Origin of the sequence: Acinetobacter sp. ANC 4973 (assembly GCF_002135275.1) — a bacterium.
In the GTDB taxonomy this organism is placed as follows: domain Bacteria; phylum Pseudomonadota; class Gammaproteobacteria; order Pseudomonadales; family Moraxellaceae; genus Acinetobacter; species Acinetobacter kyonggiensis.
Window position 1 is genome coordinate 35,890 of record NZ_NEGM01000004.1, and the last position, 21,748, is coordinate 57,637.

Below are 21,748 nucleotides of genomic sequence, written 5' to 3' on the forward strand. Positions count from 1 at the left end.
TGGTTCAGCAATGCCAATGTCCTTTTTGAATAGAAAATATCCTTTCTCTACCCAATCTATTTATTGTTGTGTATAAATCTGCATCAATTTGGTCGGAATAAAAATGACAATATACATTTTCTTTTATGTTTTAAATGTCAATCTGTTTGCCATCTATAAAAATAACACCATAAAATATAAACGATTGCGATCATTACTCCCCAAATAACACCCAGTAAATGTGCTTCAACCAATACGGGACTGCCTATCAGTTCCGCTGTCCCAACACTGCCAATGGTATTTTCCCAAATCAATTTAGCCAAAATAAGAAACCAGACCAATACCGCGAAATTACGTTCTTTCTTATCGAATAAATGCACACTTGCAACTGCGACATATGCACCGTGCAAAACCCCAGATAAACCTGCATAAGCCTCAATATCGGGGAAAACATAATAAAAACTAAGACTAATCAAAAGGGGCAGCAACAAAAGTAAAACTACAAAATGCCACACTTTCACCCGTGGAAAAATAAAGGGCAAACAGGCAAAAGCCAGCATGTTCAACAAATAATGAACCCATCCGACATGAACCCAATGTGCTGTCCATAAACGCCAAAACTGTTGCAGCAAGTCTGCTTTCCAGTAAATAAATGCATCTGAAAAAACTTGAAGGCATGCCGAAAATGACACCGCAATTGCAATAAAAACAATTTTTCGCATCAGAAATGGGTCTTTCATTGGCATACCCCTTACTTAAAACGCTTCTATCCGAAATTTAAACGATTCATTCTAGTCCCTTAAAACCCTATTTTTATTGAATCAAACTTAGGATTAAGCACCTTCCTTTTCGCTAAATAATTCATCTAATTCTGCGGTATTGTCTTTCTCATCCCAGAAACGTTGCATACCATCATCACCAGTACGAATGCCCGTATGTTCTGTCCAATAACGGTCAGAAATAGCCTGTACCATATTCTTCGCCATGCTATCTACGAGTTTAAATTGTGGATTGACTGGTTTTTCTTCTGAACGCGAAGCAGCAAAGCTTTTTAGTGCATCACGAATTTTGGCATCATCACCACTGGCTTGAGCAGCCACGGCATATAAAGCATGCGATAAACGCACCCCTTTTTGCTCGCCCAGTTGAACCGACTCTTTTAAGGTCTGGTAAGGATCCGGTTTACCATCACCAGCACCTGGCAGCAAAGTCCAAATCACCGCACGCGTAGCATTGGGTGCACCCCAGAATTTTGCATTGTCTAAGCAGGTCATACCACGTTCAACCACTGCTGCAATATCTTTGGGAACATTCACTGCACCACCTGAATTAATATCATTGGTCATGGCTTGTAAACCACTAATCATCCCCATTAAGTAAACGGTTTGATCTAAATCACTTTTCATTTTTGGGCATTCCTCACCCAGTTTTTTGTTATATTTCGCTTCCCAATGATTTTCAAACAGTTGATAACCTGCATATTGACGTTGTGCAGCAATCGCCGCCCATCGTTTTTGTTCTATACGGGCATCTTGTGCTTCTGATACTTGACCTGCTTTAGAGGCACGTAAATAGCGCAGTTCTGATTCAAGCGCCTGATTTTCTGCACAAATTCCAGATGAAGCATATAAAAGTACCGCAACACGTGTTGGGTCTGCGCCCATATCTTTGGTTGCCATAATGGCTGGGGTTAAAGCATTGCCTGAATTACACGCCATATCGGCATCATCCATGGCTAAAATAGGCGGTACAATATGCTTTTCACTAAAGCCAAGTGCGACATTCGCCCCTGTTTTAACCACTTGAGAACAACCTGATAATAAAGAACTTGCAACTGTAATAATTGCCATACCTTGGCATATTTTTTGGACTTTCGACATTTTCCTGTCCTCTATAATTGTGTTTATGTCCATATAACTAAACATATCAGATGCGAAATCTGAATAAAAGAGCATTTACTCTAATTTAATCTGATACTTTGCCATGAAATGAAGTACAAAAAATTGACTATATTCAATGAAATTAAAAAATTTAGGCAAAAAAAAGTAGCATTGCGACGGTTCGGCACATGCTACTTATCAAGGGGTAAAAGCCTATTGGCTTTCATGTTTTATCAACTGATCCTTCAGCACTGTTCCGAGTCGTCCAATAACAATTGCCAAAACAATTGCGATCACCAGAAACATCCAAGTTGGAATCACCATGATGATTTCCTCATTTGCTGTTGGTCTATTTAATGTACAGTTAGCGTCAGAAATTAAGGGAAGAAATTGTCTAACAATTGAAATAATGGCTATTTTTATATCAAAGCTGTCTTACATAGCTGGTGATTTAATACGTATATATCTGATTATTAATATTTTAATGTATTTTTATAGAGGTGGAATTGTCTAACAATTAAATCAATTTCGCCAATTTTTTTAAGGCTTTCCACTGTTGTCGCGGCAGTTGATCTATCCAAATCAGTAATGGTTTTTCGCGGAAATGCTGAAAATAAACCACAATATACAACTGATGATCAATCATATGACTCACTGAAACGCGTTTAACCTGCTTAGACTGAGTACTTGAAAGTGACCATTCTCGTGCAGCTAAATGCTCAAAATAAATCGGTTGTGGCACTTTTAAAGCATAGGCATATGCAATGACTGCCAATAAAATGCAAAGTACCCATAACCATAACGACAAGAGTTGCTGTAAAAGTACAATTAAAAGGGTAAAAATAATCAGCTGAAATACAAAGGCTAAGCGGCTGCGTCTCAGCTGAAAAGACCGATTAGCCATGCACGTAATGTTTCAATTTCACAATCAGTGCTTTCATTTCAGGGCGTGGCGGTTCCGAAACTTCCATAAACCAATCGAGTAAATCAGGATCTTCTTGTGCAACCAGTTCAGCAAAAGTTTCTTTTTCTGCTGTATCTGCCTGCAAATAATATTGTTTTACATATGGGTCAAAATAAACATCAATTTCTTTTAAACCACGACGAGCACGATAAATAACTTTGCGCTCTTCCAAGCTCATTTCTTCACTCATAATTTCCCCCAATGGTGTGCAAATTTTTGCTAGTTTACCCTATCATTAGCTCATGTTTCGAACCATTTACTGCAATTGACCAAATTCATCATCTTATCCAAATATTTGAGCATTCGTCACATTGCCACCTCAGCCGCTATCTTCTACTTTCTATAGAACAATAACCTCGTAGATGGATACAATAAAAATGCAGTCAGGTGCGATTCGACCAATAGCCAATATGTTGCCACGTCATTTATTCACAGCAGAACATGAAGCATTCCGTGAAAGCGTGCGCAAATTTTATGCAAAAGAAGTAGTTCCAAACACTGAAAAATATGAACAACAACAACATGTTGATCGTGACTTATGGAATAAAGCCGGTGCCATGGGATTACTCTGTGCAACGATGCCTGAAACCTATGGTGGATCAGGCGTTGACCGACTTTACAGCATGATTTTGATTGAAGAACAAGCTTATGCGATGGATTCATCCACTGGTTTTTCCTTACATTCAGACATTGTCGCCAACTATTTAAATAACTTTGGCAATGAAGCACAAAAAAACTATTGGCTACCAAAAATGGCAAGTGGTGAAACTGTAACAGCGATTGCCATGACCGAGCCAGGTACAGGTTCAGACTTACAAGCGGTTCGAACCACGGCTGTGTTAGAAGGTGATGACTATGTCATTAATGGCTCTAAAATTTTCATTACCAATGGCTATTTATGCGATATGGTCATTGTGGTGTGTAAAACGGGCAGTAGTGACAAAGGTTCAGCCAATTTATCGCTGCTTATTGTTGAAGCAGATCGAGTAGGTTTTAGCAAAGGAAAACCCCTCAATAAAATTGGCATGAAAGGACAAGATACCTGTGAATTGTTCTTTGACAATGTCCGTGTACCGAAAGAAAATTTACTCGGGATGGAAGGCATGGGCTTTATGATGCTGATGAAAGAATTGGCATGGGAACGCATGTTGGTTGCCATCATCTGTCAAGCAGGCGCTGAAGCTGCTTTCGCTCATACGGTGCAATATACCAAGGAGCGTAAAGCTTTTGGCAAACCCATTAGCGCTTTTCAAAATACCCGTTTTAAATTGGCTGAATTACGCACAGAAATTGATTTTAGCCGTGCCTATTTAGATCGCTGTATGGAATTACAGTTAGAAGATAAACTTGGCATTGATGCTGCCGCTGCTGCGAAATATAAAATTTCTGAGATGTTCTCTAAAGTGGTCGATGAGTGCCTGCAATTACATGGCGGCTATGGCTATATGATGGAATATCCAATTGCCCGTGCTTATATTGATAACCGTGCAAATCGTATCTATGCAGGAACCAATGAAATTATGAAAGAACTGATTTCTCGCACTCTCTAAAATGACTCAGTAGATCCTAAAATGGGATCATTGTCCCATTTTTATTTTTTTGTTGTATTTCATTTTTTATTCTATATTTTTTAAAAACTTTTCAATACTGGCTAAAACTTCACTTGGTTTTTGCTGATGTGGAAAATGACCACAGTCTTCAATCATACAAAGTTCATTTATACCCTGAGTTAATTCGACAAACCGTTTTGGCTGAGCAATACTTGCATATTCATCTAATTCCCCATGTATTGCTAAAAGTGGGCATTGCACCTTACTTAAAAAATAATCTAAGTTCCATGTTACAAATTGAGGTGACAACCATGTTTCAGTCCAAGCATCTAGCACCCATTGCGTTTTATCTGCATGGTATTTAGCCAAGCGATTAAATAATTTTTCATCATTAAAAGAAATTTTAGCTTTCTGTATACCCTCTAAAGTAATCTTCTCAACCACCGATTGTGCAGATTCAGTAATAACCGCTTTGCAATGTTCTGGATATAAAGCAGCACAAATTGTTGCCATTCCCCCGCCAACACTATGCCCCATCACCACAAAATCATTGAGTGCTAAATGACTTAATATCTGAGGAAGTATCTTTTTCCCTTCTTCGGTGACGAAATCAAGCTCAAGTGGTTTTAATTGAATTGAAGATTGACCAAAGCCTAAACGATCATAAGCAATCACATCACGGCCAGTTCGCAAAGCCAACTTTTCTGGAAAATCTCTCCATAAGGCAACACAGCCTAAAGACTCGTGAAATAGAATAATGGGGGATTTCTGACAAGCATCTATACGGTCAAATTTCCATTGTTTAATAAATATTTGACCTTGTTCAAGCTCTAAATATTGTTCTTTAATTTCCATACCATTGAATACTATTGTTCATAAACTATACTTTATTTTTACCATATTAAAATGAGGCCTAAAGCATTTTATTTTGACCTTATCATCCACTTTTCAAAAATTTTATATTATTTAAATGCAGAAGCTAAAAACAAAAAAAAGAGCCGCAGCCCTTTTTAGAATAAATAATTTTTACGATACTAATTTCGGTTTATGCGAATCTTGTCGTGTACGTTTCTCAAATTTAAGCACACCATCATCAAACCTCGCATTTTTTAAAACTTTACGATCGGCTAGATAATTATTGGTTACATTCCACGGTGCATGCTTACCTTGTTTTGGCATGACATCCACTGCGCGTGCAATATACCCCGAAGACAAACTCCCCATCACGGTATCTTCCATCAATTCAGTTTGATCACCTTGAGCAATGACTTCATCATAGCCATTTTTATCCATATAATTGATCATACGACAAATATATTCAGCAGCGATATCCACTTTCAGCGTCCAAGAGGCATTAATATAACCAATAATCATCGCCATATTCGGTACATCACTTACCATAATTCCTTGATATAACATATGCTTAGATGTATTCATCGGTTTACCATCAATCGTCGCTTTAATCCCTCCTAGAATTTGAATCTCTAAACCTGTCGCAGAGACAATAATGTCTGCATCCAGATGTTGACCAGATTTCAACTGAATACCCTTTTCAGTAAACTGCTCAATTTGATCTGTTTCAATACTGGCTTTACCTGAGCGTAAAATTTTAAATAAATCACCATCTGGCACCACACAAAGGCGTTGATCCCATGGATTATATGCAGGAGTAAAGTGTTTCATATCGACTTTACCCTTCAGTTGCATTTCAATCGATTTCAGCAGCAATTTACGTAATAACTTAGGTTGTTTCTGTGCAAGTGCATAAATGCCACGTTGCATACCAATATTACGAGCGCGAGTGAGTTTATAAGCGAGATCTTCGGGCAATACTTTGCGCATCTTGTCATAAATAAAATCAATAGATGGCACTGAAGCAATATAGGTCGGTGAACGTTGCAGCATAGTGACATGTTCTGCACCGCCCTTCGCCAAAGCTGGAACCAAAGTAATCGCAGTTGCGCCACTACCAATAATCACCACTTTTTTACCTGCATACTCTAAATGATCAGGCCAAAATTGCGGATGAATCAATTGCCCTTTAAATGTTTGTTGATTTGGAAAATTCGGTTGAAAACCCTGATCATAGTTATAATATCCAGTACAACCTAGAACAAAATTTGCAATCCAAGTGTGTTTTTTCTGATTCGAATCTTCAATTTCAACACGCCATTTTTTTTGCGTTGAATCATAATTTGCCGCCAGTACACGATGTTGAAAATGGATTTTCTCTTTTAGTTTATATTCATCCAATACTTCTGAAAGATAGCATTTAATTGAAGCCCCATCGGCAAGAACATTGGCTTTTTGCCAAGGTTTAAAATTAAAGCCAAAAGTTGACATATCAGAATCAGAACGAATACCTGGATATTTAAAGAAATCCCAAGTCCCACCAAAACTTTCACGACGTTCGATAATATCAAATTGACGTTGTGGGCAATGCTTCGAAAGATGTACAGCCAGCCCAATACCTGAAATACCTGCGCCGACAATCAAAATATCAATATGCTTTTCCATGTTGTTTTTATAGCCTGATTTAAACTTTATTTTATTAAACCACAAATCTGACAATACTCAATGTCAAGTTTAAACAATTCGGACAAAAAACATATCACTTCAGGACAAAATGATAAATTGTCGAACAAGCAGACATAAAAAAAGACCAGTGAAACACTGGTCTTTTTTCGAACAACTGAAGTTCTTCTGGCGAAATTATTTAACTTCGCGATCTACTAGCTCAACGTAAGCCATCGGCGCAGCATCACCTGCACGGAAGCCCGCTTTAAGAACACGTAGATAACCGCCATTACGTTCTTTGTAACGAGGGCCAAGAACGGTAAATAATTTACCAACAGTTACTGCTGAACGAGTACGAGCAAACGCTAAACGACGGTTTGCAACAGTATCGTTTTTAGCTAAAGTGATTAAAGGCTCAGCTACACGACGTAACTCTTTCGCTTTAGGCACAGTTGTTTTAATCAACTCGTGCTCAAACAAAGAGTTAGCCATGTTTTGGAACATCGCTTTACGATGACTGCTTGTACGGCCTAATTTCACACCACTATTACGATGACGCATGGTGATAGTCCTACTTAATTAACGGCTACGATAGGCAAAACGATCGTCCATACGTAAACTAGCTGGTGGCCAGTTTTCTAAACGCATGCCGAGTTGTAAGCCTTTTGAAGCCAGAACATCTTTGATTTCAGTTAACGATTTCTTACCTAAGTTAGGAGTTTTTAACAACTCAACTTCAGTACGTTGAACCAAGTCACCGATGTAGTAAATATTTTCTGCTTTCAAACAGTTAGCAGAACGAACAGTAAGCTCTAGATCATCTACTGGACGAAGCAAGATTGGATCCACTTCTTCGCGAGGTTCTTGAGCAACAGGAGCTTGATCTTTCTGAAGATCAACAAAAATTGCAATTTGTTGTTGCAAGATTGTTGCCGCTTTGCGGATTGCTTCTTCTGGATCAACTGTACCGTTGGTTTCAAGATCAATGATCAATTTATCAAGGTCAGTACGTTGTTCAACACGCGCATTTTCAACGGTGTAAGAAACACGTTTGATCGGGCTATAAGAAGCATCTAACTGTAAACGACCCACTGGGCGAGTTTCGCCTTCTGGGAAACGTGAGTCAGAAGTCTCATAACCACGGCCTTGAGAAACTTTCAGGCGCATTTTTAATGAGCCTGAAGCACTTAAAGTGCCAATCAAATGCTCAGGGTTTACCACTTCAACATTATGAGGTAAACGAAGATCAGCAGCAGTTACATCGCCAGGACCTTGTTTTTCTAATGTTAAATATGCTTCGTTTTGATCGAACAGCTTAATCGACAATCCTTTTAGGTTCAGCAAGAGCTCGACGATGTCCTGCTGCAAGCCTTCTAAGGTACTGTACTCATGCTCGACCCCTTCAATTTCAACTTCAACCACAGCAGCGCCAGGTAAAGAAGAAAGAAGGATACGACGTAAAGCATTACCCAGAGTATGACCAAAGCCACGCTCTAATGGTTCTAGAATCACTTTTGCCGAGGTCCCGCTAGCCGCTTCGACCTTAATCGCTTGCGGAGTTAGAAACTCATTTGCAGTACGCGTCATTATTGCTACCTCAAGGATTATTTAGAATACAATTCTACAATCAAGCTTTCGTTGATTTCAGCAGGTAAATCAGAACGATCCGGTGCAGCTTTAAACGTACCTTCCAATTTAGAATGGTCAATTTCCATCCAAGAAGGGATGCCACGTTGAGCAGCCAATTCAATTGCGCCTTTAATACGTAATTGTTGTTTAGCACCTTCGTGAACTGCGATTACATCACCCGCTTTAACTTGGATAGACGCGATGTTAACACGACGACCATTCAAAGTAATGCTGCGGTGAGATACAAGCTGACGAGCTTCTGCACGTGTAGAACCAAAACCCATGCGATAAACTACGTTATCAAGACGGCTTTCAAGCAATTTCAACAAGTTTTCACCTGTTGCGCCTTTAACACGAGCAGCTTCTTTATAGTAATTACTAAATTGACGTTCTAACACACCGTACATACGACGTACTTTTTGTTTTTCACGTAATTGTAGTGAGTACTCAGATTGTTTTGCACGGCTCTGACCATGTTGGCCAGGAGCTTTAGCATGTTTTTTAGTCTTAACGTCAAACGGTTTAACGCCTGATTTAAGTTGCAGGTCTGTCCCTTCGCGGCGAGAGAGTTTGCATTTTGGACCAATATAACGAGCCATGAATGTTTCTCCTTAGACGCGACGTTTTTTAGGTGGACGGCAACCGTTGTGCGGGATTGGCGTCACATCGGTAATGCTGTTAATTTTATAACCCACTGCACCTAAAGCACGAACCGCAGATTCACGACCAGGACCAGGACCTTTTACAAGGACGTCCAAGTTTTTCAAACCGTAGTCTAAAGCAGCTTTACCAGCAACTTCAGCAGCTACTTGAGCAGCAAACGGAGTTGATTTACGTGATCCACGGAAGCCTTGTCCACCAGAGGTAGCCCAAGCCAGTGCATTACCTTGACGATCGGTAATAGTCACAATGGTGTTATTAAAAGAAGCGTGAATGTGTGCAACACCTTCAGAGACGGTACGGGTGACCTTCTTGCGTGCGCGAGTATCTTTAGCCATCTTTTAGCTTCCAGAAATCTTATTTCTTAATAGGTTTGCGCGGACCTTTACGGGTACGTGCGTTAGTTTTGGTGCGTTGTCCACGGACAGGCAAGCTGCGACGATGACGAAGACCACGATAGCAGCCTAAATCCATTAAACGTTTAATGTTCATGGAAATTTCGCGACGTAAATCACCTTCGGTCGGAACCTTAGTAATTTCTGCACGAATCGCATCAAGTTGAGCATCATCCAATTCACGGATCTTAGTAGTCGTAGCGATACCAACAGCAGCTAAGATGTTCTTAGCAGTATGGCGACCGATACCAAAGATATACGTGAGGGAGATAACAGCATGCTTGTTATCCGGAATGTTTACACCGGCAATACGAGCCATTCACTTTCTCCAAAAAGGCAGTAGAGATAATCAACCGCCCGACAAAAACCTTGAGGGGCGGATATTAACCCAATTCACCTACTGAAATCAACAGGTCTTGATTAGATTAACCTTGACGCTGCTTATGACGAGGTTCAGCGCTACAAATCACGCGGATAACCCCATTACGACGGATAACTTTACAGCTACCACAAATTTTTTTTACAGAAGCTTGTACTTTCATGATGAAACCTCAAGTGCGCTTATCCCTTAGGATGAGCAGTCGTTTTTCTCATTAACGTTTGATTATCATACTGGTGCGAGGTGAGATGTGCTTGAAGCTGAGCCATAAAGTCCATCACGACCACCACAACGATGAGCAAAGAGGTACCACCCAAAGAGAATGGAATACCAAATGAGCTCTGTAATACCATCGGCATTAAACAAATCACTGTGATATAAATCGCGCCAATAAAGGTCAAACGATTGAGAATATGATCTAAGTAACGAGCAGTTTGCTCACCTGGACGAATACCAGGCACATAAGCTCCGCTGCGTTTCAAGTTCTCTGAAACTTCTTTCGGGCTAAACACTAGCGCCGTATAGAAGTAACAGAAAAAGATAATTAACGCACCAAAGAGCACCAAATACAACGGCTGTCCAGGCGACAATACGAGTGCCAAATCTTGTAGGCTACGTTTGATAATATTTGCACTAGGATCAGCACTACCCACCCATTGCCCTAAGCTCGCAGGGAACAAAAGCAATGAACTTGCAAAAATTGCTGGGATAACACCTGCCATATTAATTTTTAATGGCAAATGTGTCTGCTGTGCAGTAAATACACGACGACCTTGTTGTTTTTGAGCGTAATTGACTGGTATACGACGTTGTGCTTTTTCAATAAACACAATAGCTGCTAAAACACCGATAGACAACAGACCAAAAACAACCAAGCCAATCAGGCTTGTTTGACCATTATCTACTGATGAGAAAGATTGCATAATTAAATTTGGCAATCCTGCAACAATACCTGCAAAGATGATCATGGATATACCATTCCCTACTCCGCGTTCAGTAATTTGCTCACCTAACCACATTAAGAACATTGTACCTGCAACCAGCGAAGTCACAGCAGGGATATAAAAAGCCAAACCTTCTGTCAAGGTAATACCCTGACTAATAAGCCCAGCACACATCCCTACAGACTGCACAAGCGCAAGAAACAGTGTTCCCTGTCGCGTATATTGATTAATCTTACGCTTACCTTGTTCGCCTTCTTTTTTTAAAGCTTCCAGCGAAGGAACAACCGTAGACATTAACTGCACAATAATTGAGGCAGAAATGTATGGCATGATCCCTAAAGCAAGAATTGACATCCGCTCTAATGCACCACCTGAAAACATGTTAAACAAACCAAGGATCGTACCTTGGTTTGCATTAAAAAGATTTTCAAGTGCAGCACTATTAATGCCTGGTACTGGAATATGTGCTCCTAGTCGAAAGACCATCAATGCACCGACAAGAAACATCATTCGGCGAATAATTTCACGATATTTCACATGAAACGGTTGACCTTTCATCATGTTCACATGACCTGAAGAACTAGGAGACATAGACACTAGCGATTACTCCTCGACTTTGCCGCCAGCAGCTTCAACAGCAGCTTTAGCGCCTTTAGTCAATGCAACACCTTGAATAGTGAATGCACGAGTAATATCACCAGAAAGTACGATACGAGCACGAGTCATATCTCTACGTACAACATTCGCTGCTTTTAAAGTTTCAAGTGAAATAATATCACCTTCAACTTTAGCAAGCTCAGATAAACGTACTTCAGCAGTTTTTAAAGCGAGTTGGCTAGTAAAACCGAATTTAGGCAAACGACGATATAACGCAGTTTGACCACCTTCAAATCCTGGACGTGTACCACCGCTCTTACGTGAATTCTGACCTTTGACACCACGGCCACCGGTCTTACCAACGCCAGAACCGATACCACGGCCTAGACGAAGGTTGTCACGCTTAGCACCTTCTGCAGGTGCAATAGTATTTAAACGCAGAGTCATGGCTTATTCCTCTACACTAACCATATAGTAGACTTGGTTGATCATGCCGCGGTTAGAAGGCGTATCTTGCACTTCTACAGTATGACCAATACGACGCAGACCTAAACCTTGAAGGCTAAGCTTGTGATTTTTCAAGCGATGCGATGAAGATTTAGTCTGGGTAACTTTAATCGTTTTCATGATTGATTACCCTTGAATTTGTTCAACAGTAAGACCACGTTTCGCAGCGACTTTCTCAGGAGAAGTCATATCACGCAAACCTTTGAAAGTTGCGTTAACTACGTTAGCAGCATTTGTAGAACCATAGCATTTTGTCAATACGTTATGTACGCCAACAGCTTCTAGAACTGCACGCATAGCACCACCAGCAATTACACCAGTACCTTCAGAAGCAGGTTGCATGTAAACGCGGCTTGCACCGTGACGAGCATTAATAGGATGTTGTACAGTACCGTTAACAAGATCAACAGTAATCATGTTGCGACGTGCAGCTTCAAGTGCTTTAGAAATAGCAGCTGGAACTTCACGTGCTTTACCACGACCAAAACCTACGCGACCATTACCATCACCCACAACAGTTAATGCTGTGAAAGAGAAGATACGACCACCCTTAACAACTTTGGCTACACGATCAACGGCAACCAGCTTTTCAACAAGACCTTCGTTTTGTTCAACTTTAGCCATGATTAGAACTCCAAGCCGTTTTCACGAGCAGCATCAGCCAAGGCTTTGATACGACCATGATATTTAAAACCAGAACGGTCAAATGCAACTTTTGATACACCAGCTGCTTTAGCACGTTCTGCGATTAAAGCACCTACTTTTTGAGCTGCTTCAACGTTACCAGTTGTGCCAGCACGTAAAGTAGCATCTAAAGTTGAAGCTTGCGCTAAAACTTTGCCACCATCTGCTGAAATAACTTGCGCATAGATGTGACGCGGAGTGCGGTTTACACACAAGCGAGTCGCACCCAATGCACGAATGTGCAAGCGTGTGCTTTTCGCACGACGCAAACGGGATTGTTTCTTTTCGTTCATAAGAACCTCGCGCCTTATTTCTTCTTAGCTTCTTTACGAAGAACAACTTCATCCGAATAACGAACACCTTTACCTTTATAAGGTTCAGGTTCACGATATGAACGGATATCTGCAGCTACTTGACCCAACATATGTTTGCTTGCTGATTTCAAAATGATTTCAGTAGCAGTTGGAGTTTCAGCAGTTACACCTTCAGGAAGTTTATAATCGATAGGGTGTGAATAACCAAGGTTAAGGTGAACAACATCACCTTTAACCGCAGCTTTATAACCAACACCGATTAATTGTAACTTACGTTCGAAGCCTTCACTAACACCCTTTACAAGGTTGTTAAGAACAGCGCGAGCAGTACCAGCTTGCATCCAAGCGTCTTTCGACTCTTTAACTGGAGCAACTTGAAGATTACCTTCTTCCTGTTTAAGCTCGACCAGCGCATGCAGGTTGAAAGACAAAGTACCTTTTGTGCCTTTCACTTCGACCTGCCGGCCGTTCTGAGTAACTGTCACACCGTTAGGTACAGTTACTGGGGCTTTAGCCACACGAGACATGAGGAATCACCTATTAAGAAACAAAAGCAATAACTTCACCACCGATGCCCGCAGCACGTGCAGCGCGATCAGTCATGATGCCTTTGCTTGTAGAAACAATTGCAATACCTAAACCTTGCTTAACGCTAGGAAGTGCATCTTTACCGCGATACTGACGTAGACCTGGACGGCTTACGCGTTTCACAGTTTCGATAACTGGTTTGCCTTCAAAATATTTCAACGTAATAGTTAAAGTTGGTTTGCCTTCAGCATCTGCAACTTCTACGTTTGAAATGTAACCTTCAGATTGAAGAACGTTAGCAATAGCAACCTTCAACTTAGAGTTAGGCATAGAAACAGTTTGTTTCTTTGCCATTTGTGCGTTACGAACACGGGTTAACATGTCGGCAACGGTATCTTGCATACTCATTTATAGTCGCTCCTTACCAGCTTGCCTTAACAACGCCCGGTACATCACCTTGCATTACTGTTTCACGTAATTTGTTACGGCTTAAGCCAAACTTACGGAAGTAACCATGAGGACGACCAGTTAAACCGCAACGGTTACGAAGACGTACTGGAGACGCATTACGTGGTAATGCTTGAAATTTCATCATCGCTTCGAAACGTTCTTCTTCGCTTGCATTTACATTTGCAATGATTGCTTTTAATTCAGCACGCTTTGCAGCAAATTTAGCAACAGTAGCTTCGCGTTTCAATTCGCGATTAATCATACCTTTCTTAGCCATATCGACCTCTTATTTGAACGGGAAGCCGAATGCACGCATAAGCGCACGGCCTTCGTCATCGGTGCGAGCAGTCGTAGTAACGGTAATATCCATACCACGAATACGATCAATCTTATCGAAATCGATTTCAGGGAACATGATTTGTTCCTTGAGACCCATCGAATAGTTACCACGACCATCAAATGATTTCGCAGAAAAACCGCGGAAGTCACGAATACGAGGGATCGCAATAGAGATCAAACGGTCTAAGAATTCGTACATACGTTCGCCGCGTAAAGTAACTTTACAACCAATTGGCCAACCATCACGGATTTTAAAACCCGCGATTGATTTACGTGCTAATGTAAGAACGGGTTTTTGACCAGCAATCGCTTGCATGTCTGATAATGCACCGTCTAACAATTTCTTGTCAGCTGAAGCTGCACCAACACCCATATTAATGGTGATTTTAGTAATGCGAGGAATTTCCATCACATTCTTAACGCCCAATTGTTCTAATAATTGAGCTTTAAGTTCTTCGTTGTAACGTGTTTTAAGTCTGGCCATGGCCTATATCAACCTATTACTTCGCTACCGCCACTGATTCACCAGTTGATTTGAATACGCGAGTTTTCACGCCTTCAGTCACTTGGTAACCAACACGGTCAGCCTTTTGGGTTGTAGCATTAAAAATTGCCACGTTTGAGATATGAAGCGTAGCTTCTTGAGTTACGATGCTGCCTTCAGCGCCAGTAGCTCGGTTCGGCTTTTGATGCTTCTTCACCAAGTTAAGGCCTTCAACCTTAACGCGGTCATTTGAAACAGACAAAACAGTTCCCTGTTTGCCTTTTTCTTTACCTGCGATCACAATAATTTGATCGCCTTTTTTAATCTTAGCCATGAGTGCCTCTTATAGAACTTCAGGAGCCAATGAAATGATTTTCATGAACTGTTCAGTACGAAGTTCACGAGTCACTGGTCCGAAAATACGAGTTGCAATCGGCGCTTTGTTGTTGTTCAAAATTACAGCAGCATTGTCATCAAAACGAATGATAGAACCATCCGGACGACGCACACCAAATTTTGTACGTACAACTACAGCATTCATCACGTCGCCTTTTTTAACACGGCCACGAGGAATAGCTTCTTTTACAGTAACTTTAATAATGTCGCCAACAGAAGCATAACGACGGTGTGAACCACCTAGTACTTTAATACATTGTACACGGCGAGCACCACTGTTGTCTGCTACGTCGAGCATACTTTCGGTTTGAATCATTGCCCTACTCCAAAACCGAGCATCACCGGTCACAATTTCGAAAGGCTCAAAGAGTACTCGAAATTAACCGATGATGCAACAAGAACGTCTAATTACTCAGCAGCAGCTTCAATAACTTCCACTAAAGCCCAAGCTTTAGTTTTAGAAATTGGGCGGCTTTCTTTAATGGTCACTACGTCGCCAGTTTTAGCAACATTGTTCTCATCATGAGCGTGTAATTTAGTTGAACGGCGGATTGATTTGCCATACAACGGGTGTTGAACTCGGCGTTCAATAAGCACAACAATAGACTTGTCCATTTTGTCGCTTACGACTTTGCCGGTTAACGTGCGAACTGTTTGTTCACTCATTGTCCGTTCCCCTGTTTTTCGGTAAGGAGTGTCTTAATACGAGCAATAGTCTTACGAGTAAGCGCAACTTCATGCGATTTACCCAACTGACCAGTTGCTTTAGCCATACGAAGACGGAATTGGTTAAGCTGTTGCTCATCAAGCAAAGCTGTCAACTCTTCTACCGATTTTTCACGTAGATCTTTAGTTTTCATTACATTACCGTCCGAGTCACGATAGTGGTTTTAAACGGAAGCTTCGCAGCAGCAAGCGTAAATGCTTCACGCGCTAATTCTTCGCTTACACCATCCATTTCGTACAAGATCTTACCTGGTTTGATTTGACAAACCCAGTATTCCACAGAACCTTTACCTTTACCCATACGAACTTCTAATGGTTTTTCAGTAATTGGTTTGTCTGGGAAAACACGGATAAAGATCTTACCACCACGTTTTACACGACGGCTAATTGTACGACGCGCAGCTTCAATTTGACGAGCAGTCATTTGACCACGCTCGATAGATTTAAGTGCAATAGTACCAAAAGATACAGTGCTACCGCGATGCGCTAGACCAGTGTTACGGCCTTTCTGCACTTTACGGAATTTAGTACGTTTAGGTTGCAACATGGATTATTCTCCTTTTTCAGCAGAACGATCATTGCGACGACCACGACGCTCTTGACCTTCACCACGACCGCGACCACGTTTAGCTGGACGTTCTTCAGCAGGAGCAGGGTTCATGACTTGTTTCATGCCACCTAAGATCTCGCCACGGAAAACCCAAACTTTAACGCCAATCGTACCGTAAGTCGTTTCAGCACGCATAGTAGAGTAGTCGATATCTGCACGAAGTGTATGCAAAGGTACACGACCTTCACGATACCACTCAGTACGAGCAATCTCTGCACCACCAAGACGACCAGAAACTTCAACTTTGATACCTTTAGCACCAGCACGCATCGAGTTCTGTACCGCACGCTTCATAGCACGACGGAACATTACACGTTTCTCTAATTGAGAAGCGATAGCTTCAGCAACTAGACGAGCGTCTAAATCTGGGCGATCGATTTCGTTGATACTTACTTGCGCAGGAACACCCATAATAGATGTTAATTCGCGTTGTAATTTCTCAATGTCTTCGCCTTTTTTACCGATAACGATACCTGGACGAGCAGTGCTAATAGTAATTTTAGCAGCGCCTGTAGGACGTTCGATAAGAATTTTGCTGATCATCGCATTTTTAAGTTTTTTAGTTAAAAACTCACGAACTTGAAGATCTTTAAGCAAATATTCAGCGTATTGTTTCGGACTCGCATACCAGTTAGCGTTATGACGTTTCACAACACCTAGGCGGATACCGATTGGATGAACCTTCTGACCCATATCAAACCCCTACCTTAACGGTGATGTGACAAGTACGCTTAGTAATACGATCTGCACGGCCTTTAGCACGTGGCATAATACGTTTAAGGCTAGTGCCTTCATCAACGTAAATCGTAGAAACTTTAAGGTCGTCTACATCTAAACTGTTATTATGTTCAGCGTTTGCAATTGCAGATTCCAAAGCTTTTTTCACTAACACAGCAGCTTTTTTGTTGCTGAAGGTTAAAATGTTCAAAGCGTGGGCAATAGATTTGCCACGAATCAGGTCTGCAACCAAACGAGCTTTTTGTGCCGAGATAGCGGCACCGCGTAATTTAGCAGTAACTTCCATCATAGCACCTTAACGTTTAGATTTCTTGTCAACACCGTGACCACGATAGGTACGAGTTGGCGCGAATTCACCGAGTTTATGACCAACCATATGCTCTGATACAATTACCGGAACATGGTTACGACCATTATGAACAGAAATTGTTAAACCAACAAAATCTGGGAGAATCATCGAACGACGCGACCAAGTTTTGATCGGCTTACGGTTATTAGCCGCGATAGCCGCTTCAACCTTAGCGAACAAGTGCGCATCGACGAATGGACCTTTTTTCAGAGAACGAGGCATTAGTCAGATTCCTTTACTTGACGCGACGGTCGCGAATAATCATCTTAGTCGTACGCTTATTGGTACGTGTTTTGTACCCTTTAGCTTTTTGACCCCATGGGCTTACAGGTTGAATACCCTTATTACGCCCTTCACCACCACCATGTGGGTGATCTACTGGGTTCATCGCCATACCACGAACGGTAGGACGAATACCACGCCAGCGCGAAGCACCAGCTTTACCCAATGAACGAAGGTTGCTTTCTGCGTTAGATACTTCACCCAACACAGCACGGCATTCAACATGAATTTTACGCATCTCGCCTGAACGTAGACGAACGATAGCGTAAGAGCCATCACGACCCAACAACTGAACAGAAGTACCAGCTGAACGAGCTAATTGCGCGCCTTTACCGATTTTAAGTTCAAGGTTGTGTAATGTAGAACCGATTGGCATGTTACGAAGTGGTAAGCAGTTACCTGGACGAATTGGAGCATCGTTACCAGATTGTACTTTATCACCAGCACGTAAGCCCTTAGGAGCAATAATATAGCGACGTTCACCATCAGCATACAAAACTAAAGCAATGTGTGCAGTACGGTTAGGATCATATTCAATACGCTCTACAGTAGCTGGAATGCTATCTTTATTACGTTTGAAGTCAACAAGACGGTAGTTTTGTTTATGACCACCACCAACGTGACGAGTTGTAATGTGACCGTTATTATTACGACCACCAGTACGTTTTTTAGCTTCAACCAACGGTGAGTACGGTGCGCCTTTATGAAGATGGTCGTGAACGACTTTCTCTACAAAGCGACGTCCTGGAGACGTTGGCTTACATTTTTGAATAGGCATAAATTTCGTCCTTATTCCGCTGCGCTTTCAGCGGTATCGCCCAAGTCAGCCATTTCAACATCTTGGCCAGCTTTCAGGGTGACGTATGCTTTTTTAACATCAGAACGACGTCCTAATGTTTTACCAAAGCGTTTAGTCTTACCTTTAGTGATAGTCGTGTTAACTTTAACAACTTCCACACCAAAGAGTTGTTCAACTGCTTTTTTGATTTCAAGCTTGTTTGCACCAAGTGCAACTTTAAAAACTTGAACACCAGCAGCCTCACCTAAAGCTTGAGCTTTTTCTGAGAATACAGGTCCTTGTAGGACTTGATAGATACGTTCGTTGTTCATCCGAGTTCTACCTCAATTTTCTTAGCAGCAGCTACAGACATAACAACTTTGTCGAACGCAATCAAGCTAACAGGATCAATTGCAGCAGCATCAACCACATCTACATGCGGAAGGTTACGTGCAGCAAGATATAGATTTTCATCTACAGAATCCGTAACGATTAATGCACGAACTGCATTTAAGTCGTTAAGTTTAGCAAGCAATTCTTTAGTTTTAGGAGCAGCAACTGCAAACTCTTCAACCAATATTAGGCGATCTTGACGAACAAGTTCAGCTAAGATGCATTGCATAGCACCGCGGTACATTTTACGGTTAACTTTTTGAGACCAATCTTGTGGACGAGCAGCAAAAGTCTTACCACCACCAACCCAGATTGGGCTACGAATAGAACCAGCACGCGCACGGCCAGTACCTTTTTGACGGAAAGGTTTTTTACCACCGCCAGATACGTCGCCACGTGATTTTTGAGCTTTAGAACCTTGACGACCACCAGCTAAATAAGCTGTAACAACTTGGTGTACAAGAGCTTCATTAAACTCACGTCCGAAAGCAACTTCAGACAATTCAACAGCAGAGCCGGAAACAGTATTTAAATTCACAATATTTCCCCTCAGGCCTTGATCGTAGGACGAACGATAACGTCGCCGCCAGTAGCACCAGGAATCGCACCTTTAACGACAAGAACTGAACGTTCAAAATCGATAGATACAACTTCAAGACCTTGTACTGTTACGCGTTCATCACCTAAGTGACCAGCCATTTTCTTGCCTTTGAACACGCGTCCAGGAGTCTGGTTTTGACCAGTAGAACCTAAAGAACGGTGAGAAAGTGAGTTACCGTGTGTAGCATCTTGGGTACGGAAGTTCCAACGCTTAACACCACCTTGGAAACCTTTACCTTTAGACTGACCAGTTACGTCAACTACTTGACCAACTGCAAACAAGTCCACACCAACAATACCACCAACTTCACGACCTTCAAGATCAGCTTCTGTAACGCGGAATTCTTTAACCAAACGACCAGCAGCAACACCCGCTTTAGCGAAGTGACCTTTCTGAGCGTTAGTCACACGAGATTCGCGACGTTCACCAGTAGTGATTTGAATTGCTTGATAACCATCAGTTTCAAGCGTTTTGATTTGAGTGATGCGGTTAGGATCAACCTCAATCACCGTAACAGGTACAGAAACACCAGCATCTGTAAAGATACGTGTCATACCGCACTTGCGACCGACTAAACCAATAGTCATGTGCATAAACCTCTAAAAAAGCGGCTTAATTAACCTAAAATGTCAATTAACCCGAAAGCCTTAACCCAATGCGATCTGAACATCAACACCAGCTGCAAGATCTAATTTCATCAATGCATCAACAGTTTTGTCTGTTGGTTGAACGATATCGATCAAACGCTTGTAAGTGCGGATTTCATACTGATCACGCGCGTCTTTATTAACGTGCGGAGAAGTTAGAACGTTAAAACGTTCGATGCGTGTAGGCATCGGAATTGGACCACAAACTTGTGCGCCAGTACGTTTTGCTGTTTCTACGATCTCTTGAGCAGATTGATCAATCAGACGATGATCAAAAGACTTCAAACGGATACGGATTCTCTGGTTAGACATACCAGTAAACTCCAAGCCAAATATATAAAGAATCACCTCTGACGCATCTCACCTAGTGGTAAGTGTCAAAGGCAGTGAAAATCACTAAGGTCATGATCGATGCCACGACTGTCACGATATTAACTACTTTATTCGTAGTTAACCCCTTTTATTAAAGGGTCGCCCATTATAGCGATTGTTTAACGCTTAAGCAAATCTCTTTTCAACTTTATCCTATCTTTTTCAAATCACAAATTTGCAACATTGTTTAAAAATAGATCAGCATGCCGTTTTTTGCAAAACGTACTCTATTGCTTGGTTTAATATTTGATTTCCATCAATAAAATTATTTTTTGATGTCTTTTTGAGTTGTTGTTGCGTTTGTACATGCTGACCAGAAAAGTGATCTAACTCCTCCTCATTTTCTAAAAACAAGTTTAATGTCTCTGGCGTAATTTCAGGGTGAAACTGAAAACCCAAGACATTTTTACCAATTTGGTACATTTGGTTTCGACACACATCATTTTCCGCCAAATGAATCGCACCTTTTGGAATTTCAAAAGTTTCACTATGCCATTGCATTACATTAAATTCTGCTGGCAATTCAAAACATTCCGCAGGCACATAATTTACTTTACGCACCCCCGTCCAGCCCAATTCCTGTTTTTCGCTTCGACTCACAGCAGCACCTAGGGCGTTGGCGATCAACTGCCCGCCTAAACATAAACCTATCGCGGGTTTCCCCATAGACAAGTATCGTCGTAACCAGCGTTTTTCTATTTTTAACCAAGGGAAATTGACTTCATCATTTACACTCATTTCCCCTCCCATAATGATGAGTAAATCAACATCTTCTACCTGAGGTAAGGCTTCTATTTCCAAGGAACGATCGACAGGTAACGCAAAAAATTCCGTTGCACTAATTTTAGCATGGTGCTGTTTTAAAAATTGATGACAACTACCGAACCCTTCACCAGCAATATGCTGAAAATAATGTACTTTCAAATGCGACTTCATCCGCCCAAACCTATTGTTGTTGCTCTAATAGAGGTTTAGCAAAAATGAAGCCAACTTTTAAAAATGTAGCCCTTTTTATACATTGGGGCATTTATATAGCCTAATGGGTCTGTTTCTCTT

The 21,748-nt window shown here is 41.3% G+C and carries 35 protein-coding genes and 1 pseudogene; 1 reads left to right on the plus strand and 35 read right to left on the minus strand.

Features of this window, described 5'->3' with window-relative positions; translation table 11 throughout:
* Positions 1-137 precede the first annotated feature (137 nt).
* The 4 genes from rrtA to B9T30_RS06140 form a co-directional block, all read right to left on the minus strand.
* Complete coding sequence (rrtA, locus tag B9T30_RS06120; RefSeq protein ID WP_086184224.1) at positions 138-719, minus strand: rhombosortase; 582 nt, start codon at positions 717-719, stop codon at positions 138-140.
* A 93-nt stretch (positions 720-812) separates the two neighbouring features.
* Entirely contained in the window at positions 813-1,859 is a 1,047-nt protein-coding gene (locus tag B9T30_RS06125) for a hypothetical protein (protein WP_086184225.1), read from the minus strand.
* Positions 1,860-2,376: 517 nt separating this feature from the next.
* On the minus strand, positions 2,377-2,763 hold the full coding sequence (locus B9T30_RS06135; protein WP_086184227.1) for a hypothetical protein: 387 nt from the start codon (positions 2,761-2,763) through the stop codon (positions 2,377-2,379).
* Positions 2,756-3,013 carry a succinate dehydrogenase assembly factor 2 gene (locus B9T30_RS06140; protein WP_086184228.1) on the minus strand — a complete coding sequence of 86 codons (258 nt, stop codon included), beginning with the start codon at positions 3,011-3,013 and terminating at the stop codon, positions 2,756-2,758. Before B9T30_RS06140 ends, B9T30_RS06135 begins: the two co-directional genes overlap by 8 nt.
* A gap of 187 nt (positions 3,014-3,200) precedes the next feature.
* Between B9T30_RS06140 and B9T30_RS06145 the strand changes: the two genes are divergently transcribed.
* Positions 3,201-4,373 carry an acyl-CoA dehydrogenase family protein gene (locus B9T30_RS06145; RefSeq protein ID WP_086184229.1) on the plus strand — a complete coding sequence of 391 codons (1,173 nt, stop codon included), beginning with the start codon at positions 3,201-3,203 and terminating at the stop codon, positions 4,371-4,373.
* A 66-nt stretch (positions 4,374-4,439) separates the two neighbouring features.
* Here B9T30_RS06145 and B9T30_RS06150 read toward each other — a convergent pair whose 3' ends face one another.
* The 31 genes and pseudogenes from B9T30_RS06150 to B9T30_RS06300 form a co-directional block, all read right to left on the minus strand.
* Positions 4,440-5,228 (minus strand): alpha/beta fold hydrolase, encoded by a 789-nt coding sequence (locus B9T30_RS06150; RefSeq protein ID WP_086184230.1) that lies wholly within the window; start codon positions 5,226-5,228, stop codon positions 4,440-4,442.
* Positions 5,229-5,399: 171 nt separating this feature from the next.
* Positions 5,400-6,890 (minus strand): flavin-containing monooxygenase, encoded by a 1,491-nt coding sequence (locus B9T30_RS06155; RefSeq protein ID WP_086184231.1) that lies wholly within the window; start codon positions 6,888-6,890, stop codon positions 5,400-5,402.
* 195 nt (positions 6,891-7,085) lie between these two features.
* Complete coding sequence (gene rplQ, locus B9T30_RS06160; RefSeq protein ID WP_004650463.1) at positions 7,086-7,451, minus strand: 50S ribosomal protein L17; 366 nt, start codon at positions 7,449-7,451, stop codon at positions 7,086-7,088.
* Positions 7,452-7,469: 18 nt separating this feature from the next.
* Positions 7,470-8,477 carry a DNA-directed RNA polymerase subunit alpha gene (locus tag B9T30_RS06165; protein WP_004650465.1) on the minus strand — a complete coding sequence of 336 codons (1,008 nt, stop codon included), beginning with the start codon at positions 8,475-8,477 and terminating at the stop codon, positions 7,470-7,472.
* A gap of 17 nt (positions 8,478-8,494) precedes the next feature.
* Entirely contained in the window at positions 8,495-9,118 is a 624-nt protein-coding gene (gene rpsD / locus B9T30_RS06170; RefSeq protein ID WP_086184232.1) for a 30S ribosomal protein S4, read from the minus strand.
* Positions 9,119-9,130: 12 nt separating this feature from the next.
* A complete protein-coding gene (gene rpsK / locus B9T30_RS06175; protein ID WP_004281491.1) occupies positions 9,131-9,517 on the minus strand; it encodes a 30S ribosomal protein S11 in 387 nt (128 codons plus the stop codon).
* A gap of 19 nt (positions 9,518-9,536) precedes the next feature.
* Positions 9,537-9,893, minus strand: coding sequence for a 30S ribosomal protein S13 (gene rpsM, locus B9T30_RS06180; RefSeq protein WP_004650467.1), 357 nt, complete (start codon positions 9,891-9,893; stop codon positions 9,537-9,539).
* 106 nt (positions 9,894-9,999) lie between these two features.
* Positions 10,000-10,116: a 50S ribosomal protein L36 gene (gene rpmJ, locus B9T30_RS06185; protein WP_000867907.1), complete on the minus strand. Its 117-nt coding sequence runs from the start codon at positions 10,114-10,116 to the stop codon at positions 10,000-10,002.
* 19 nt (positions 10,117-10,135) lie between these two features.
* Entirely contained in the window at positions 10,136-11,455 is a 1,320-nt protein-coding gene (gene secY / locus B9T30_RS06190) for a preprotein translocase subunit SecY (RefSeq protein WP_171264134.1), read from the minus strand.
* Between the two features lie 45 nt (positions 11,456-11,500).
* On the minus strand, positions 11,501-11,941 hold the full coding sequence (gene rplO / locus B9T30_RS06195) for a 50S ribosomal protein L15 (protein ID WP_004650469.1): 441 nt from the start codon (positions 11,939-11,941) through the stop codon (positions 11,501-11,503).
* 3 nt (positions 11,942-11,944) lie between these two features.
* On the minus strand, positions 11,945-12,121 hold the full coding sequence (gene rpmD / locus B9T30_RS06200) for a 50S ribosomal protein L30 (protein WP_034682838.1): 177 nt from the start codon (positions 12,119-12,121) through the stop codon (positions 11,945-11,947).
* A gap of 6 nt (positions 12,122-12,127) precedes the next feature.
* Entirely contained in the window at positions 12,128-12,625 is a 498-nt protein-coding gene (gene rpsE, locus B9T30_RS06205) for a 30S ribosomal protein S5 (RefSeq protein ID WP_086164633.1), read from the minus strand.
* 2 nt (positions 12,626-12,627) lie between these two features.
* Positions 12,628-12,978, minus strand: a complete 351-nt coding sequence (gene rplR, locus B9T30_RS06210) for a 50S ribosomal protein L18 (protein WP_086184234.1) — start codon at positions 12,976-12,978, stop codon at positions 12,628-12,630.
* A gap of 14 nt (positions 12,979-12,992) precedes the next feature.
* Positions 12,993-13,526: a 50S ribosomal protein L6 gene (gene rplF, locus B9T30_RS06215; protein WP_004650474.1), complete on the minus strand. Its 534-nt coding sequence runs from the start codon at positions 13,524-13,526 to the stop codon at positions 12,993-12,995.
* A 13-nt stretch (positions 13,527-13,539) separates the two neighbouring features.
* Positions 13,540-13,935, minus strand: coding sequence for a 30S ribosomal protein S8 (rpsH, locus tag B9T30_RS06220; protein WP_004650475.1), 396 nt, complete (start codon positions 13,933-13,935; stop codon positions 13,540-13,542).
* A gap of 13 nt (positions 13,936-13,948) precedes the next feature.
* Positions 13,949-14,254: a 30S ribosomal protein S14 gene (rpsN, locus tag B9T30_RS06225; protein WP_086164635.1), complete on the minus strand. Its 306-nt coding sequence runs from the start codon at positions 14,252-14,254 to the stop codon at positions 13,949-13,951.
* Between the two features lie 9 nt (positions 14,255-14,263).
* Complete coding sequence (gene rplE / locus B9T30_RS06230; RefSeq protein WP_004650477.1) at positions 14,264-14,800, minus strand: 50S ribosomal protein L5; 537 nt, start codon at positions 14,798-14,800, stop codon at positions 14,264-14,266.
* A gap of 16 nt (positions 14,801-14,816) precedes the next feature.
* Entirely contained in the window at positions 14,817-15,134 is a 318-nt protein-coding gene (gene rplX / locus B9T30_RS06235; protein WP_004650478.1) for a 50S ribosomal protein L24, read from the minus strand.
* 9 nt (positions 15,135-15,143) lie between these two features.
* On the minus strand, positions 15,144-15,512 hold the full coding sequence (gene rplN, locus B9T30_RS06240) for a 50S ribosomal protein L14 (RefSeq protein WP_004650480.1): 369 nt from the start codon (positions 15,510-15,512) through the stop codon (positions 15,144-15,146).
* A gap of 92 nt (positions 15,513-15,604) precedes the next feature.
* Complete coding sequence (rpsQ, locus tag B9T30_RS06245; RefSeq protein WP_004650481.1) at positions 15,605-15,862, minus strand: 30S ribosomal protein S17; 258 nt, start codon at positions 15,860-15,862, stop codon at positions 15,605-15,607.
* On the minus strand, positions 15,859-16,056 hold the full coding sequence (rpmC, locus tag B9T30_RS06250; protein WP_004650482.1) for a 50S ribosomal protein L29: 198 nt from the start codon (positions 16,054-16,056) through the stop codon (positions 15,859-15,861). Before rpmC ends, rpsQ begins: the two co-directional genes overlap by 4 nt.
* Entirely contained in the window at positions 16,056-16,469 is a 414-nt protein-coding gene (gene rplP, locus B9T30_RS06255; RefSeq protein ID WP_004650483.1) for a 50S ribosomal protein L16, read from the minus strand. Before rplP ends, rpmC begins: the two co-directional genes overlap by 1 nt.
* A pseudogene (rpsC, locus tag B9T30_RS06260) lies at positions 16,409-17,225 on the minus strand (30S ribosomal protein S3). The gene rplP and the pseudogene rpsC overlap by 61 nt, the downstream one beginning before the upstream one ends.
* 1 nt (position 17,226) lies before the next feature.
* Entirely contained in the window at positions 17,227-17,556 is a 330-nt protein-coding gene (gene rplV, locus B9T30_RS06265) for a 50S ribosomal protein L22 (RefSeq protein ID WP_004650485.1), read from the minus strand.
* A gap of 9 nt (positions 17,557-17,565) precedes the next feature.
* Positions 17,566-17,841 (minus strand): 30S ribosomal protein S19, encoded by a 276-nt coding sequence (rpsS, locus tag B9T30_RS06270; protein ID WP_004281508.1) that lies wholly within the window; start codon positions 17,839-17,841, stop codon positions 17,566-17,568.
* 13 nt (positions 17,842-17,854) lie between these two features.
* Complete coding sequence (gene rplB, locus B9T30_RS06275) at positions 17,855-18,679, minus strand: 50S ribosomal protein L2 (protein WP_086184235.1); 825 nt, start codon at positions 18,677-18,679, stop codon at positions 17,855-17,857.
* An 11-nt stretch (positions 18,680-18,690) separates the two neighbouring features.
* The gene (gene rplW, locus B9T30_RS06280; protein WP_004650487.1) at positions 18,691-19,011 is read right to left on the minus strand and encodes a 50S ribosomal protein L23; all 321 of its coding nucleotides are present in this window, start codon (positions 19,009-19,011) and stop codon (positions 18,691-18,693) included.
* Entirely contained in the window at positions 19,008-19,610 is a 603-nt protein-coding gene (gene rplD, locus B9T30_RS06285; protein ID WP_086164637.1) for a 50S ribosomal protein L4, read from the minus strand. The genes rplW and rplD overlap by 4 nt, the downstream gene beginning before the upstream one ends.
* A gap of 11 nt (positions 19,611-19,621) precedes the next feature.
* The gene (gene rplC, locus B9T30_RS06290) at positions 19,622-20,260 is read right to left on the minus strand and encodes a 50S ribosomal protein L3 (RefSeq protein WP_086184236.1); all 639 of its coding nucleotides are present in this window, start codon (positions 20,258-20,260) and stop codon (positions 19,622-19,624) included.
* A gap of 60 nt (positions 20,261-20,320) precedes the next feature.
* A complete protein-coding gene (gene rpsJ / locus B9T30_RS06295; RefSeq protein ID WP_000070912.1) occupies positions 20,321-20,632 on the minus strand; it encodes a 30S ribosomal protein S10 in 312 nt (103 codons plus the stop codon).
* Between the two features lie 258 nt (positions 20,633-20,890).
* Positions 20,891-21,628: a type 1 glutamine amidotransferase gene (locus B9T30_RS06300; RefSeq protein WP_086184237.1), complete on the minus strand. Its 738-nt coding sequence runs from the start codon at positions 21,626-21,628 to the stop codon at positions 20,891-20,893.
* Between the last annotated feature and the right edge of the window lie 120 nt (positions 21,629-21,748).

Coding starts and splice junctions, on each gene's coding strand:
- rrtA (WP_086184224.1), bottom strand. CDS start 719: ATGAAAGACCCATTTCTGATGCGAAAAATTGTTTTTATTGCAATTGCG.
- B9T30_RS06125 (WP_086184225.1), bottom strand. CDS start 1,859: ATGTCGAAAGTCCAAAAAATATGCCAAGGTATGGCAATTATTACAGTT.
- B9T30_RS06135 (WP_086184227.1), bottom strand. CDS start 2,763: ATGGCTAATCGGTCTTTTCAGCTGAGACGCAGCCGCTTAGCCTTTGTA.
- B9T30_RS06140 (WP_086184228.1), bottom strand. CDS start 3,013: ATGAGTGAAGAAATGAGCTTGGAAGAGCGCAAAGTTATTTATCGTGCT.
- B9T30_RS06145 (WP_086184229.1), top strand. CDS start 3,201: ATGCAGTCAGGTGCGATTCGACCAATAGCCAATATGTTGCCACGTCAT.
- B9T30_RS06150 (WP_086184230.1), bottom strand. CDS start 5,228: ATGGAAATTAAAGAACAATATTTAGAGCTTGAACAAGGTCAAATATTT.
- B9T30_RS06155 (WP_086184231.1), bottom strand. CDS start 6,890: ATGGAAAAGCATATTGATATTTTGATTGTCGGCGCAGGTATTTCAGGT.
- rplQ (WP_004650463.1), bottom strand. CDS start 7,451: ATGCGTCATCGTAATAGTGGTGTGAAATTAGGCCGTACAAGCAGTCAT.
- B9T30_RS06165 (WP_004650465.1), bottom strand. CDS start 8,477: ATGACGCGTACTGCAAATGAGTTTCTAACTCCGCAAGCGATTAAGGTC.
- rpsD (WP_086184232.1), bottom strand. CDS start 9,118: ATGGCTCGTTATATTGGTCCAAAATGCAAACTCTCTCGCCGCGAAGGG.
- rpsK (WP_004281491.1), bottom strand. CDS start 9,517: ATGGCTAAAGATACTCGCGCACGCAAGAAGGTCACCCGTACCGTCTCT.
- rpsM (WP_004650467.1), bottom strand. CDS start 9,893: ATGGCTCGTATTGCCGGTGTAAACATTCCGGATAACAAGCATGCTGTT.
- rpmJ (WP_000867907.1), bottom strand. CDS start 10,116: ATGAAAGTACAAGCTTCTGTAAAAAAAATTTGTGGTAGCTGTAAAGTT.
- secY (WP_171264134.1), bottom strand. CDS start 11,455: ATGAAAGGTCAACCGTTTCATGTGAAATATCGTGAAATTATTCGCCGA.
- rplO (WP_004650469.1), bottom strand. CDS start 11,941: ATGACTCTGCGTTTAAATACTATTGCACCTGCAGAAGGTGCTAAGCGT.
- rpmD (WP_034682838.1), bottom strand. CDS start 12,121: ATGAAAACGATTAAAGTTACCCAGACTAAATCTTCATCGCATCGCTTG.
- rpsE (WP_086164633.1), bottom strand. CDS start 12,625: ATGGCTAAAGTTGAACAAAACGAAGGTCTTGTTGAAAAGCTGGTTGCC.
- rplR (WP_086184234.1), bottom strand. CDS start 12,978: ATGAACGAAAAGAAACAATCCCGTTTGCGTCGTGCGAAAAGCACACGC.
- rplF (WP_004650474.1), bottom strand. CDS start 13,526: ATGTCTCGTGTGGCTAAAGCCCCAGTAACTGTACCTAACGGTGTGACA.
- rpsH (WP_004650475.1), bottom strand. CDS start 13,935: ATGAGTATGCAAGATACCGTTGCCGACATGTTAACCCGTGTTCGTAAC.
- rpsN (WP_086164635.1), bottom strand. CDS start 14,254: ATGGCTAAGAAAGGTATGATTAATCGCGAATTGAAACGCGAAGCTACT.
- rplE (WP_004650477.1), bottom strand. CDS start 14,800: ATGGCCAGACTTAAAACACGTTACAACGAAGAACTTAAAGCTCAATTA.
- rplX (WP_004650478.1), bottom strand. CDS start 15,134: ATGGCTAAGATTAAAAAAGGCGATCAAATTATTGTGATCGCAGGTAAA.
- rplN (WP_004650480.1), bottom strand. CDS start 15,512: ATGATTCAAACCGAAAGTATGCTCGACGTAGCAGACAACAGTGGTGCT.
- rpsQ (WP_004650481.1), bottom strand. CDS start 15,862: ATGAGTGAACAAACAGTTCGCACGTTAACCGGCAAAGTCGTAAGCGAC.
- rpmC (WP_004650482.1), bottom strand. CDS start 16,056: ATGAAAACTAAAGATCTACGTGAAAAATCGGTAGAAGAGTTGACAGCT.
- rplP (WP_004650483.1), bottom strand. CDS start 16,469: ATGTTGCAACCTAAACGTACTAAATTCCGTAAAGTGCAGAAAGGCCGT.
- rplV (WP_004650485.1), bottom strand. CDS start 17,556: ATGGAAGTTACTGCTAAATTACGCGGTGCCGCTATCTCGGCACAAAAA.
- rpsS (WP_004281508.1), bottom strand. CDS start 17,841: ATGCCTCGTTCTCTGAAAAAAGGTCCATTCGTCGATGCGCACTTGTTC.
- rplB (WP_086184235.1), bottom strand. CDS start 18,679: ATGCCTATTCAAAAATGTAAGCCAACGTCTCCAGGACGTCGCTTTGTA.
- rplW (WP_004650487.1), bottom strand. CDS start 19,011: ATGAACAACGAACGTATCTATCAAGTCCTACAAGGACCTGTATTCTCA.
- rplC (WP_086184236.1), bottom strand. CDS start 20,260: ATGACTATTGGTTTAGTCGGTCGCAAGTGCGGTATGACACGTATCTTT.
- rpsJ (WP_000070912.1), bottom strand. CDS start 20,632: ATGTCTAACCAGAGAATCCGTATCCGTTTGAAGTCTTTTGATCATCGT.
- B9T30_RS06300 (WP_086184237.1), bottom strand. CDS start 21,628: ATGAAGTCGCATTTGAAAGTACATTATTTTCAGCATATTGCTGGTGAA.